The sequence below is a fragment of the Humiphilus diazotrophicus genome (genome assembly GCF_059726315.1).
This window is the reverse complement of the sequence record NZ_AP040870.1, coordinates 5,141,506-5,155,538: the sequence shown is the minus strand read 5'-3', so window position 1 is coordinate 5,155,538 and position 14,033 is coordinate 5,141,506. Positions and strand designations below refer to the sequence as shown.

At 52.0% G+C, this 14,033-nt stretch carries 10 protein-coding genes; 5 read left to right on the top strand and 5 right to left on the bottom strand.

Going from position 1 to position 14,033, the window contains the following annotated elements; all coding sequences use genetic code 11:
- Positions 1 to 690: 690 nt before the first annotated feature.
- Both AC6I7T_RS21400 and AC6I7T_RS21395 read right to left on the bottom strand, forming a co-directional pair.
- Positions 691 to 2,859, bottom strand: a complete 2,169-nt coding sequence (locus tag AC6I7T_RS21400; RefSeq protein WP_497789669.1) for an alpha-ketoacid dehydrogenase subunit alpha/beta — start codon at positions 2,857 to 2,859, stop codon at positions 691 to 693.
- 250 nt (positions 2,860 to 3,109) lie between these two features.
- Positions 3,110 to 3,544: a hypothetical protein gene (locus AC6I7T_RS21395; RefSeq protein ID WP_497789668.1), complete on the bottom strand. Its 435-nt coding sequence runs from the start codon at positions 3,542 to 3,544 to the stop codon at positions 3,110 to 3,112.
- 31 nt (positions 3,545 to 3,575) lie between these two features.
- On the opposite strand from AC6I7T_RS21395, the gene AC6I7T_RS21390 reads away from it, so the two are divergent.
- Complete coding sequence (locus tag AC6I7T_RS21390; protein ID WP_497789667.1) at positions 3,576 to 4,565, top strand: mechanosensitive ion channel family protein; 990 nt, start codon at positions 3,576 to 3,578, stop codon at positions 4,563 to 4,565.
- A gap of 556 nt (positions 4,566 to 5,121) precedes the next feature.
- Here the strand turns inward: AC6I7T_RS21390 and AC6I7T_RS21385 are convergent.
- The gene (locus AC6I7T_RS21385) at positions 5,122 to 5,829 is read right to left on the bottom strand and encodes a hypothetical protein (protein WP_497789665.1); all 708 of its coding nucleotides are present in this window, start codon (positions 5,827 to 5,829) and stop codon (positions 5,122 to 5,124) included.
- A gap of 363 nt (positions 5,830 to 6,192) precedes the next feature.
- Here AC6I7T_RS21385 and AC6I7T_RS21380 point away from each other — a divergent pair, with 363 nt between their 5' ends.
- Complete coding sequence (locus tag AC6I7T_RS21380) at positions 6,193 to 6,954, top strand: response regulator transcription factor (RefSeq protein ID WP_497789664.1); 762 nt, start codon at positions 6,193 to 6,195, stop codon at positions 6,952 to 6,954.
- A gap of 5 nt (positions 6,955 to 6,959) precedes the next feature.
- A complete protein-coding gene (locus AC6I7T_RS21375; RefSeq protein WP_497789662.1) occupies positions 6,960 to 8,333 on the top strand; it encodes an ATP-binding protein in 1,374 nt (457 codons plus the stop codon).
- 69 nt (positions 8,334 to 8,402) lie between these two features.
- On the opposite strand, the gene AC6I7T_RS21370 is transcribed toward AC6I7T_RS21375, so the two are convergent.
- Both AC6I7T_RS21370 and AC6I7T_RS21365 read right to left on the bottom strand, forming a co-directional pair.
- Positions 8,403 to 10,526: a thioredoxin domain-containing protein gene (locus AC6I7T_RS21370; RefSeq protein WP_497789660.1), complete on the bottom strand. Its 2,124-nt coding sequence runs from the start codon at positions 10,524 to 10,526 to the stop codon at positions 8,403 to 8,405.
- A 103-nt stretch (positions 10,527 to 10,629) separates the two neighbouring features.
- A complete protein-coding gene (locus AC6I7T_RS21365) occupies positions 10,630 to 11,655 on the bottom strand; it encodes a M20/M25/M40 family metallo-hydrolase (protein ID WP_497789659.1) in 1,026 nt (341 codons plus the stop codon).
- Between the two features lie 105 nt (positions 11,656 to 11,760).
- Between AC6I7T_RS21365 and AC6I7T_RS21360 the strand changes: the two genes are divergently transcribed.
- Both AC6I7T_RS21360 and AC6I7T_RS21355 read left to right on the top strand, forming a co-directional pair.
- Positions 11,761 to 12,423, top strand: coding sequence for an alpha/beta hydrolase (locus tag AC6I7T_RS21360; RefSeq protein ID WP_497789658.1), 663 nt, complete (start codon positions 11,761 to 11,763; stop codon positions 12,421 to 12,423).
- Positions 12,420 to 13,871 carry a glycerate kinase type-2 family protein gene (locus tag AC6I7T_RS21355; RefSeq protein WP_497789657.1) on the top strand — a complete coding sequence of 484 codons (1,452 nt, stop codon included), beginning with the start codon at positions 12,420 to 12,422 and terminating at the stop codon, positions 13,869 to 13,871. Before AC6I7T_RS21360 ends, AC6I7T_RS21355 begins: the two co-directional genes overlap by 4 nt.
- Positions 13,872 to 14,033: the final 162 nt, after the last annotated feature.

Genomic DNA, 14,033 nt, shown 5'->3' with positions numbered 1-14,033 from the left:
CACACCCCCACATCCGTTCAAAATCGCCATCCTTCGAGTCATAGTGCCGCATCCCGTTTCCTTGCTCTTCCAACTCTGCAGTCTCAGAGAGTCTCGTAATGCCAGATGGCTGTAGAGCTCGTTCCAAAACAGCTTTGTTGAACCGACGGCAATTAAATGACTTACGAAATTCCGCAGGATACGTAAGGGAAGGTTAAATTTACAGGTGGGCGGGATCAGCGCATGAGAGATGGGTCTCGCCGCAGATCATCCACGCAGGTGCGCAGTTTCCGACTCTCTCCTCTTACACCCAATATCTCCAAAGATTTCCCCGGGTGAATTTATTGCTTATCTCAGCCGTTCCTGCTTCGAGAATCAAAGGGATCCCGCCATTCCCATGCCAGACGCTCTTCCATATTTAGGGGAAAGGCCCCCGCAGAATGCACAACGCCGCCCGATAAACCAATTCAAATGGTCCGGGCCTCCAAGGAAGAAATTTCGCGCTTTGGAGAACATATTCGACAAAATTACACGTAAACAGTAGAAAAGCAGGGCCGATTTACCCCGTAAATCGGCGCGATTAACGTTTGTTTCAGGGACAAGAAGGCTGCAGGGAAACCCGTAGAAGGTCGAATCTGGGTCTCCGCAGAAGAGAAAAGCCCTGCTCGCTAGAACAGGGCTCCTATGAAACAGCTGTATGGAGGTCAGTATCTAGAAGGCATCAAGCTCCGTGATTGCCCGAAGCAGATCTTCAGGCTGAGGCAGAATTGCGTCTTCCAGAATCGGCTGGTAGGCCACAAAGGTGTCGATCGAAGCAACGCGGCGCACCGGAGCATCGAGATCTTCGAAAAGCTCGTCGGCAATTCGCGCTGCAATCTCCGCTCCATACCCCCAGCTCTGCATATCCTCATGAGCGACAATGACTTTGCTGGTCTTGCGGACAGAGGTGGCAATTGCGTCCCAATCGTACGGACTCAAGGTGCGGAGGTCAATCACCTCAACCTCGATCCCTTTATCACGCTTGGCCTTCTCGGCGGCTTGCAAGGCACGTGGAACGACAGCACCATAGGTCACCAGAGTCAGGTCATCTCCCGGACGAACAATCTTTGCCTTACCGAACGGAATCATATAATCCGGTCCGGGATAGGCTGCACGGCCAAATGTCTCACGATAAAGCCGCTTATGCTCGAGAAAGAGCACCGGATCATCGCAGCGGATGGCGGTACGCAACAGTCCATTGGCGTCCAAGGCATTCGATGGAAATACGACGCGCAATCCGGGAATGTGGGTAAACATACTCTCTCCCGACTGCGAGTGATAGATGGAGCCTCCCGTCAGATATCCGCCGATTGCGACGCGGACGACAGCGGGAGCGGAATAACTTCCATTCGAACGCCACCGCATCACCGAAAGCTCGTTGCGGAATTGGTGCATCGAAGGCCAAATGTAGTCGAAGAATTGAATTTCGACGACCGGCTTCATTCCACGTACACCATAGCCGACGGCACGGCCTACGATATTGGCTTCAGCCAAGGGAGAGTTGAAAACCCGGGCCGAGCCAAACTCGCACTGCAATCCCGCTGTCAGCTTAAAAACTCCGCCCTTGCCCTTAACTTCTTTGAGTGCCTCTTCGCGACTGCAATCGGCCACATCCTCGCCGAAGATGACAATGCGGGGATCGTGCCGCATCTCATCCTTGAGACAGGCGTTGATCAAATCAGCCATTGTCCGTTCATGCGAATCGGCTGTACGGGCGGGTTCGGTAGCTAAAGAAGCACGGGTAGGATCGTAATCTTCGGAATAGACGTGGCGGCGAATAGAGGAAACCTCAGGAAGAGGCGAGCGGAGGGCCGTTTCTGCTGCCTTCTTTACCTCTTCATCCACTTCGTGTTCCAGCCGGTTAATCTCTTCGGCTGTCAGAACACCCTCCCGAAGAAGTCGCATCTGCATCTTGGCGATGGGATCACGCAGAGCATCGCGCTCTCTTTCGGCCTTCGTACGATACAGTCGATCGTCGTCCGATAGGGAATGCGAATAGAGACGCATCACATGACCATGAACAAATGCCGGTCCTAAACCTGCGCGGCAATACTCAGCTGCCCGTTGAAAGGCAAAGAAACTCTCTACCGGATCGGTTCCGTCGATCTCCTCGAAATGGAAGTTGGGGAAATTCGCTACCAACGTGGAGATATTGCCGCCGGGAGTGTTTACCTCGACCGGAACGGAGATGGCATAACCATTGTCTTCCACCACGAAGATCACGGGCAGCTTCTGATTTGAAGCTGTATTCAGTGCTTCCCAGAATTCGCCCTGCGAGGTCGATCCTTCTCCGAGCGATGTATAGACAACCTCGTCTCCATGGAACGAAATATCGTGATAAGCGCGGTAGTCATCGGACGACTTTTCGGCCGATTCAGGGAAACGCGAGTAATAGCGTCCGGCTTCCGAGCAACCTACGGCATGCAGCAGCTGGGTGCTTGTTGCCGAGGACTGCGAAACAATGTGTTTTTGCCTGTCACCCCAATGGGTCGGCATCTGACGGCCACCGCTTGCCGGATCGGCCGCGGCTCCAACCGACTGCAACAGCATTTCGGTGGGCGTTACACCCAAAGTGAGGCAAAGAGCGCGGTCGCGGTAGTAAGGGAAAAACCAGTCATAACCTGGCCGTAAGGCCAATCCGGCACCAACCAACAGAGCTTCATGTCCAGCGCACGAGATCTGGAAGAAAATTTTCTGTTGCCGCTTAAGCAGGATTTCACGATCGTCTACACACCGGGAGAGATACATCAACCGGTACATCTGAACTAGCTGATCTTTGGTGAGGCCGGAAGCAGTTTTACTTTCTTTTTTTTCTGCCACTCGAATTCCATTCCGGGCCATAGATACTCCTTAACTTACCTGGGTGTTGCCGAGGCGGTTTTTGCAATGGCGACATGTGATTGTATCAACTGAACAAGCCCCAAGGGGAGCGCCAACAACCGAGCAGCCCCGCAAAATCAAGGTCCTTTAACGAACGGCAGGACTCCTTGATCTCGCTGAGAAGAATCGGTTTTCTAGCGGCCCTGACTCTATTAAACTCCGTCCAGACAATCGATTTCGTGACCTGGGGCACTGCATAATTCCAGGAGAGCTATTGGGTCTTCATTTTGTCCTTGACGCTTTTGGCTAGTTTCTCGATCTGTTCAGCTTTCTTGATCACCGAAATTGAGAGGGTATCCTTGGTGGATTTGTCAACCTCCTCCTTGAGCTCGGTTGCAAGCGTAAGCAGCTGGTTTGCATCCTCAACCAACTGCTTTTGGCGCTGCTCATTGAGAGCCTTCATGCGCTGCCGAAGCATCTTATCCTCGAGCGGATTTGGGTGGTCGCCAGGGGAAATCGGCCCCGATGGCATCTGCTCGGTAGGCTGATGCTGTTGTGGCAGTTGGCCTGAGCTCTGACCCCAAACTGGAGCTACAGATAACAGAAAGGCCCCAAGCATGACAAGCTGAGCAATTCTGGCACTCAGCCGAAAGCGACGGAATTTCACACGCCGTGAGAACATCGGTTCATTATAGAAACAGGGCATTTTGTCTCGCACCACCAGGAATAAGAAACGCATGATTGTACTACCCGTTTTGTCGTCCTACCTGCAAAACAATTTTCTGGATAATCTGTTCGGCGGATGGCTCATTGATGCGCAGAAGTTCCTCCGTGACCTACCGGAATTGTTACTTTGGCTCATTCTGGCATTCGTCCTTATCCGCCTGCTCCGCCTGATTACCCACCGTATGGTCTATGTTGCCGAACGGCACGCGGCCGAAGCGATCCGTATCTCCCAAGTCAAAACACTGTCCTCGGTCATCCGTACCACGGGCATCGCCGCAATCAGTCTGTTTTGCATAACGATGGCGCTGGCCACCCTGGGTTTGAATCTGGGTCCGCTGCTGGCCCCCAGTGCGGCTGCTGGCGTAGCAATTGGATTTGCAGGGCAAACACTTGTCAAGGACATGCTGAACGGAATCTTCATTCTCATGGAAGATCAATTTGGTGTCGGAGAAATCGTAAAAGTTGCGGGCGTAGCAGGAACGGTCGAGAGCATGACCCTAAGGAAAACAACGATCCGGGACGCAGATGGCACGCTGTATGTGATTCCAAATTCGCTAATCACCACTGTAGCCAATCAAAGCCGCGATTTCTCGGTGGCCACCATCAATGTATCTGTCGACTATTCCGCCAACCCTGATGAGGTAATGGCATTGTTGACTAATATCGCAATGGGTGTGCGCAACGACCCGGCATATTCAGACGCATTCCTCACAGATCCAAAGGTACTAGGCGTCGATGCACTGCGGGGCTCGGAGGTAATCTACCCACTGCAACTCAGAACAAAAGCCAACAAACAGTGGGACGCAACGCGCGAGACTCGTCGCCGCATTCGTCTAGCGCTGGAAGAACATGAAATGCTACCAGGCGATCCTTACCGAGTCTTCAATCGGACCATGGACAAACTCACGGGAAAGCCCAAGCAATCCATCGCCGAAGCAAAAATGGATCCGACTCAGATCAAGCCTAACGAAATAAACCCATTCACAGGGGAAGGCATGTAGGGCAATTCGTCCTGTATGCCAGGCACAATCGGGGATGGCATGCGAGAGCGCCAATGAATTCGGAGAGACTTTCTGGTCCAAGTCGTATCGTCTTCCATGTTTGCAATAAAATGTCTTGAACATTTGCATGCGATAGAGAGCAATAGCGACTCACATCCATAAGAGAAATGCCTTCCAATATCCTCAACACAAAAACAACGCGTGGAAGAGTAGTGCGGAATGGAGCGGATAGAGTATCACTCCAGCACGGTATAGAAGGAGAATCGTTAGGGTTCTCCTTCTTCACCGCTTTCAGGGATTCCAGGCACGACTTAATCAAGCAATGCTTCATCCAGCGAAGGTGCCATCCGGGGCGCACGTAATCTGCATCTGCCGCCCGCTTGTAAGCATCTACGATCGCTTGCTCTGCTATAGCATGATCGCCGCAGAGTGCAAGTGCGAGACGATAAAGTTGACCCAGATGTGCAAGAAAGATATCGGAGTCTGTTTGCACAAGAAGCTGCCTTTCTCCACAATGCTCCTGGTCAAAAGAGAAAATAGCCATCCTGAATTGCTTTTAGTTGCTCTTTGTCCACCAGACTGGCGGTAAAGGGACGTGTGGCAGATGAACTTTCCGCAGAAACCTGGCAAAATCGGGAGCGAACTCCTCTCCGACATTCTGCATTGCGAGGCCTGTAAACGCTCCGGTGCTTCTTTGTCCCGCGTGGGTCAGATTGTCGAAGCCGCAAGGCAGATAGGCATTCCCAATAAACCCGCCAGCAGCCGCTCCGGTGAAATTCGATAAGGCGATTGTTGCGTGCCCTCCGTCCGTGCGATCAACGAAGGTGAAGATCAGGGCATGCGCCAATCTTCCTGCTGAGGATGAGCTCTCCGAGCGACGATAACGCGGATCTTCGTGGAAGAGAATCGAAGCGGAAGCACGTCCAATCTCCTGAGCCCCTTTACGAGCAAAACTGTCTCCATAGAAGCGGCCATAGGCTTCCGCCCCGGAGCGCCACTCGCGAGGATAATTATCGGGAGGCTTGGCCATCCGAATCCCGCTGTTGAGAGCGGCAGTAAAAAATGCGCGAGGCCCAAATGGGCGTTCAAGAAAATACTTCAATTTTTCTTCGGTATTCATTGGCTGCAGTGATTGATTAAAGCGTGAAGCGAAAGTGGAGTTATGAGATTGATGCAATTCCGGCGTCGAGGTAGCACCTGCGGCTGACGGAGCATCGGGTAAATCCTGCTGTTTCACTTTCGAAGATGCTTCGGGAGTAGACACAGCCTGACTTCCCGCTTGTAACGATAGGTCAGTGAAAACGATGACTAAAAACAGGACCCTAAGTATTCGCCCCAAACCAGAAAGCGAGTGGTTCCCTATTCGAGAAGGAAAATCCGGCTTCGAATTTAGCAACCGGTTTCGATAGGGTATAGCTCCACCACCATCACGCATTGACATTCAGAACGCACCTTACTTTTCGGGATAAGTTTCTCTTCGTAGTTTCACCTGCCGCGTAGTAAGCGAATGTTAAGGTATGTCAAGCTGCAGTTCAGAATTGTCAAGACAGAAGAGACGCTTGACATTTCTAAACGTAGTTCTGTGTCAGCAAGACATACAATAATCCGGTGTTTTGCGGAGTAAGGAATGCAAGGCGGTAATCACGGACTTTGCGAAGAAGGCCAATCGGAGTCGGCGACAGGGCAGATCCTGGTCGTCGATGACGATGTAGAGTTATGCCTGCTGGTATCGCGTTTTCTGGGCGCAGAAGGCTACGCTGTTCAGACCGTTCAAAACAGCGAAATCGGCATCGAGCGTGCACTTTCCGGGAGCTACGATCTCGTAGTTCTGGATGTAATGATGCCGATTATGGACGGGTTTGAAGTACTTCGACGGATTCGTACCAGGTCGAACACACCGGTGCTGATGCTCACTGCCCGCGGCGACGATCTCGACAGGATTTTGGGACTGGAAATTGGAGCTGACGATTACCTTCCTAAACCATTCAACACCCGCGAACTTTCAGCACGTGTCCGCGCAATCTTACGCAGGACAAATACAACGAAAGCAATTCTGCATTCAGATATGTCATCGGTTCGAGTCGGGGATATGGAGCTGAATGCCGGAGCTAGAACAGCACGTTGCGGAAATGAAATACTAAATCTCACTACGGTGGAATTCGATCTTCTCAACCGGCTCATGCGATCAGCAGGATCTGTCGTAGAACGGGAGGAATTGACGAAGAATGTCCTCGGCAGAGAGTTCTCGCCTTTTGACAGAAGCATCGATACTCATGTGTGGAGCCTGAGAAAAAAGATCGGGAGTGCCCCGGACGGGACTGAAAGAATAAAGGGCATTCGCGGCATTGGATATCTTTATGCTGTAAGCAATTACTTCATAAACAAATGAACCCAATGCGAAGTCTTTTCCTGAAGATCCTGTTATGGTTTTGGCTAACATTTGCAATTGTATTGGTTACATTACTAACCATTACATTTAGCATTCGCAGGAAGGAAATAAACAACGAGGCCAGACTCAGGCTCGAGCTACACCTGCCTGTCGAAGTTAAGCAAGCTGCCGAAATTTACGAAAAAGAAGGAAGAGTCAGTCTTCAAAGCCATTTTGATCGTATGCAACGGGGTGGAATTATCAGGCCATACTTCCTGGATGAAAAAGGAAATGACCTGTTAGGCCATACGCCGCCCGTGCGAGCAGTTGAGTTCGCAAGAACAGCAAAGTTCGGTCCATCATGGACCTGCAAAGCCATATTATGGAATATCTTTGCCGCACAACGTGCCATCGGAGCAAGCGGGCGAAGCTATACGATGCTGGTTGTCATTACCCACCCTTCTGTTGCTATCTTGCACACGGTACCCGACCTAAGAACATCCCGTATTTTGTTGACCATCTTGGTGGTAGGAGGCACATTCTGCTTCTGGCTTGCACATCATATTGCCAGACCAGTGGAGCAGTTGAGTAAAACAGCCAGCCGGATTGCAGAGGGAGATCTCGATGCGCGAACGGATAAAAGTATTTCTTCCCGCCAGGATGAAATTGGGCGGTTGGGCCGGAGCTTCGACTGCATGGCTGAACAAATCGAATCTCTCGTACGCGGGCAACAGAGACTCCTACGAGATGTCTCGCATGAACTGCGCTCCCCTCTCGCACGCTTGAGTCTCTCGGAAGGGTTATTGAGACAATGCCCACCTGAGGAACGGGAGGAATACCTAAACAGGATAGAACTCGAGGTGCAACATCTCGATCAGCTAATTGGCCAGCTACTCACCCTGGCTAGAATCGACAGTGGAACAGACGCAAGCTGCAAAGAAAATATTGAACTAAGCACCCTGGTGCAAGAGGTAGCTGTAGATGGAAACTTCGAAGCACAAGCCAGACATCGTAGCGTCAAAATAAGCTCGCTCGAACTATGCCCGATAGCCGGAGCAGAAGAACAACTGCGCCGCGCTGTTGAAAATGTCGTGCGCAATGCCATTCGGTACACACAGCCCTGCACAGACGTAGAAATCACCTTATCCAGGCAGAGTACACCTGCAATTGCAGTCATTCAGGTACGAGACCATGGTCCCGGTATCGCAGCTGAACATCTGTGCAAGATTTTCCTCCCTTTTTATCGGGTGGCGACCACATGCAGTGAGGAGACGGGAAATTCTGGATTAGGTTTGGCGATTACAGAACGTATCATGCGAATGCATGGTGGAAATGTCAGTGCCGAAAATGCTACCGATGGAGGCTTGATTGTCAGACTGGAGCTCCCTCTCATCCGGTAATGGACGGCTCCCCCTCCAATCTCGCCCCCATCTCTCATCGAGCAATGAAGTATTGCGCGAGGCAATACTTCACATAGCCTGTCTCAATGCCTCAACCAACTCATCTGCAGTCTTCACCGGAGGCTGACAACTATTTCCCCGGCAGACTACGGCGAAGCTCTCCTGTTCCCCATCATCGGGCAAGAATGGCAGTGTCTCCCCCAAAGCAGGAGGCAAGTTTTCTGTTGTCAGGTCTTCTCGATGGCGGAACCGCAGGACTATTTTGTTGATAGCGTACCGGGTGATTGCCAGCGATGCCATCCGGTCGGCTTCCTGATCGTCACCCACAATAACAACCTGGGCAGGACCAAGCATTAGCTGCTGTAATGCCAACCCGTAGGTCGAAGCGTACATCCCGAATCCCTCAACAATACCGGCAAAAGACTTTAGGGTATCTTCCGCAATTTCGTGATACTTGCTGTTGGCGCCCAGCATCTCCAGGCGCAACAGGGCTGAAACAGCAACCGGGTTTCCGGCAGGAGTCGGTGAGTCCTGTAGAGGCTTTCGATGTGTTGCCAATGCTCCTATCGTTGACTTCTCCGTCGTCTGTTCCGTATCGAAGAAGGAAGCCCCCGCCTGATCGTAAAAACGCGCAATCATGGTATCTGCAATCTCAGTAGCCAGATGGAAGTACTTGAGCTTCCCGGTAGCAGCCCAGCCATCGATGCAGGCATGTACAGTGAAGGCATAGTCGTCCAGAATTCCGGCAACGCGTTCCTGCGCAGATTGCCCATCCGGATAAGCAATCACATGGGCCAAACCCAGTTTTGAATCCCAAGCCTGCTGTAGTAGACGATCCAGTGTCTTTAGCGCAAAGTCACGTGGCTTTGTCAGCTGCAATACCTGAGCCGCTTCCAGATATGCCGTAATGGCCATAGCATTCCAGCAGGTATAAATGGTCTTGTCGACAAAGGGTGTGGGCCTATGTAACCTCGCTTGATACAACTTCTGCTTTGCAGCATCAAGAATTGAGGCAAGGCGCTCGGATTTTACGCCATACTTTTGAGCAAGCTCCGCTAAGCTTACCGGAACATGCAAAACGTTCCTTGCAGGATCATGATGCATGTCTCCCAGTTCTCCGATATCCCAGTATTCACTGGCAAATCGAAGCTCTTCGCCATCCAGAACAGACTTCGCTTCCTCCAAGGTCCAGGTGAAATAGTCGCCATCGTCGTCCAGATTTACATCCGCATCTTGCGAAGTATAAAAGCCACCCAGCTCGCGATCGGAGAGCCATTCATCCATCCAGCGCATAATGTCGCGGGAAACAGCTGCATAGCTTTCATCGAGGAAGGTCTGGTAGGCGTGTACATAGTTTCGAAGGAGACCAGCGTTGTCATAGAGCATCTTCTCGAAGTGAGGAACTATCCAGCGTTCATCGACAGAATAACGATGGAAGCCGCCTCCCAGCTGGTCATAGACACCTCCACGCGCCATTGCATCCAGCGTTACGGTGACCGCTTTCTTGGCCTCTGCGCTTCCTGTGCGGGAAGACACCTCCATCAAGAAATCCAGCGTGGAAGGATAAGGAAACTTCGGTTGAGATCCGAAACCGCCATGTTTGGGATCGAACAACGAGGTAGCCGAGCTGACTAGCTTCTGAATAAGAAGAGCAGAAAGCGGTCCCTTTCGTCCTGCAAAAGATTCCGATTCCTCGATGGCCGCCATTACGCTGCCTGCAGATTCCAGGACTTCATCGCGGCGCTGTTGCCAGGCGTCGGACATCGTGAGCAGAACACGTACAATTCCGGGCCGGTTGTAGCGATCTTCTTTTGGGAAATACGTTCCGCCGAAATACGGGCGTCCATCAGGAGTAAGAAATGCTGTAAGAGGCCAACCGCCCTGCCCACTGATAGCTGAAACCGCAGCCTGATACCGGCTGTCGATATCCGGCCTTTCATCGCGATCCACCTTGATCGCAATAAAACGCTCATTGATTACCGCTGCCACCTCGGGATCTTCATAAGACTCCCGATCCATAACGTGACACCAATGACACCATACAGCCCCGATATCGAGCAAAATTGGTTTCTGCTCTGCCGCCGCGCGCTGAAATGCCTCCGCGCCCCACTGATACCACTGCACTGGCTGATGCATGGCTGACCGGAGGTAAGAAGAAGCGGCGTGGCGAAGAGAATTCGTCTGGTCGCTCATCTTAGGGAGAATATCCCCTCCACCTGCTATCGCCAAATTTTTATCGGCAAAAAAGTGAGTTTCAATGTTGGTTGTACGCTTCTGTTTTGCTTTGAATGAGAATTTATGCACTCAACAAACGACGCGCCACCTGGTGGTAAAGCTCGACTGCTTCATGCAATTCTTTCTTGGAAACGCGCTCATGCGGAGTGTGCGCAACATGAATTGAGCCGGGTCCGAGAAGCAAGGGTTCGCCCCAATTGCTCAGCTTGGGGATGTCGGTCGTAAAGGCAGCGATCATCGTCGGCAGGCCCTCGACCTGGCGCATGCGCACAAAAGGAATCTCCAGAGTGAAGTCCACCTCTACCAGTCCCTCTGAGGCCTTCGAGATAGCTTCCTTGGTGGAAGAGGAGTCTCCTACCAAGCGAATCAATAATTGGGCTTCGGCATTGTCGGAAATGACATTCGGAGCACGTCCGCCGCAAATCAAGCCAATATTTAACGTACTTGGTCCTACTTCTTCCTCAATGGGCAATTCCAGAGCCAGCAGCCGATGCAACACCTCGACAAGCTTGTTAATGGCGCTGTCGCCCAACTCCGGATAGGCCGAATGAGCCATCTTTCCATGAGCCTTCAGCACAACCCTCAGAGCGCCCTTCGAAGCAAGGGCCAGACGATTATCAGTAGGTTCGCCGTTGATCAGGAATTTGCTTCCCTTGGGGGAAAGATTGGCGACGGAAGCGCCGGCCGAATCCCGTTCCTCCCCGGAAACAAAGAGCAATCCCACACGAAAACCTTCCTCGCGCAAGGCCTCGGCGGCAATTGTCTGTGCGGCAAGTATCCCCTTCGCATCGCAAACGCCCCGCCCATAGAGGTATTCATCATCTTCACTGCTGGGGATGAACGGAGGAACCGTATCGATGTGTGTGGAAAAGACGAGATCTGGATTGCCACTCTCTGGGCCTGCATAAATATTCCAGCGCGGCCCCTCGTTGCGGCTCTCCTCTGGCTGGGGAACTGGGGTCTTTTCAACCTTCCATCCTCGTCCGGCAAGGAATTCAGCAAGGAAATCCCCTACAGCACCCTCGTGGTAGGTGGTGGATTCAATGTCAACAAGCTGGCGAGTGAACAGAATGGGATCGAGTCGCATCTGAACTCCAGAATACCCTACAGGATTCTTCCATTTTCACCCGATATCGTACCGCTATCCGAAATCCAATTCTCTAATTTGAAATGGTTACAATAGAGGTCGGCCATGTCGCAAAATTCCACTACTTCAACCAGCCTGCGTTCTATTGATCTCCAGGGACCGGCGGGACGTCTAGAAGCACTCCTCAACGAAGGGAAGCCAGACGCCGCATATTCTGTCCTGGTCTGCCATCCTCACCCCCTTGGCGGGGGAACGATGCATAACAAAGTCGTCTACCACGCAATGAAGGTCTTTCAGACACTTGGGATGCCTGTCCTCCGGTTCAATTTCCGGGGAACGGGACTGAGTGAAGGCTCTCACGATCACGGCATTGGAGAAATGGACGATGTACGAACAGCCCTCGATTGGCTGGAATCTTCCTATCGCAAGCCACTGCTGGTTGCAGGTTTCTCCTTCGGCGCCGCGGTAAGTCTGGCAGCCTGCTACAACGATGACCGGGTCCAGGCGCTTATCGGTCTAGGCATTCCGACGCACGCCGAGGGCAGAGATTACGCCTATGGCTTTCTATCTGAGTGCAAAAAGCCTAAGCTCTTTGTCAGTGGAGATCACGACCAATACGGACCTCTGGGTCAGGTAAAGGCAATCGTTGAACAAGCTGCAGAACCGAAAGAGCTCCACATTGTTCCCCAAGCTGATCATTTCTTTGTCGGAAAGCTGGATACGATGCAAGCAGCCATACGTTCCTGGGTGGAGGCTAACCTCCTATGACCGGCAGCGAACCCGATGTACTCGATACGCTCCATGAGACAGCCACCTCTCTCTTCCTTGGTGGCCTCGAAGATTGTGGTTTAGAACCGGCCTTCGATCGACATCTCCATTTCGAAGGAGATGTTCTCATACGAACTCCGCACGATATTCTTAAGCCTGTCCATATTCCGCTGAACAATTACAAGCGAATCTTTGTAGTCGCCATCGGAAAAGTAGCTCTGCCAATGCTGCAGACGCTCCTGAGCAGAATGAAGCGCCGAAAGGGGCTCCGTGGAGTCTGTTGTGGGCTTGAACTGCCCAAAAAGCGCAATTGGCGTATCCGGTATTTCGTCGGAGGACACCCTCTTCCCAATCAAGACTCTCTGAACGCAGCAAAAGCCGCCTTAACCCTCCTGAAGAAAGCTTCGAAAGACACCTTTGTTTTCTTCCTGATCAGCGGTGGAGGCTCGGCAATGTTCGACTTGCCTCTCGATTCCTCTATCACTCTGGACGACATGATCGCCTTCCATGAGACTCTGCTGGGTTGCGGAGCTCCGATTTCAGAGATTAATGCGGTCAGGAAACACATCTCGGCTGTAAAAGCAGGAAGACTGGCCTTGGCAGCTCCGGAAGCTACCAAGCTGTCCATCCTCCTGCCCGATGTCCCGATGGGCAAGCTCGATGCTCTGGCCTCGTCTCCAACCCTCCCAGATCGCACCACAATCGAAGACACCAAGACAGTGATTGAACGCTACAATCTGATGCCGAAGTTTCCTGTCAGCATACAGCGCTTCTTCGAACGGGCCGATCTACCAGAATCTCCTGGAAACAAAAGCTGGAAACCGCCATTCCTCGCCAAACTGGTCGGAGACAAAACAGCCCACCGCAGGATCGAACAAACCGTCGATTTCGGAGCGGAAGCAGCTGGTTTTGCCAATTCACAACTGGATACCTTGCTCTCCAGCCATGACCTCGTGAATGCAACCCGAGATAGAGCAAAAGAACTTGGCTACCGAGTAGTCATCGACAATACCTGCGACGACTGGAACTACATGGATGCGGCCCGATATCTGCTGGAACGCTTTCATGCCTTGCGCAAGCAGCACCCACGTCTGTGCCTGATCTCCGGCGGAGAAGTAACCATAACGCTGGACAAGTCTCCGGGGACGGGAGGCAGAAATCAGCAGTTTGCTTTGGCTTGCGCACTCGAATTGGCACAATATGAAGACCAATCACTTGCCGTCTTCAGTGCCGGATCCGATGGAATCGACGGCAATAGTTCTGCAGCTGGGGCCATTGCCGATACGACCACGGTTGCGAGAGCACGGACCTTTGGATTCGATCCGGAGGAGTCGCTCAAACACTTTGACGCCTGCCCACTATTCACGGCATTGGGAGACTCTGTCGTTACCGGTCCAACAGGACACAACCTGAGAGACATCCGTCTGCTGATCGCCGATCAGCAGTAAACTCCAGGATCGCGAGTCCACAAATCATCAAAAAAGGATGATTTTGTGGGCTCGTGAGACGTATTGGACTGACCACTCTCCAAGCCCTTCATTACCAGCCACTTTGCTCATTCTGATGTAATTCATAAGTACAACATACGTGATACATATCACATGCAATAG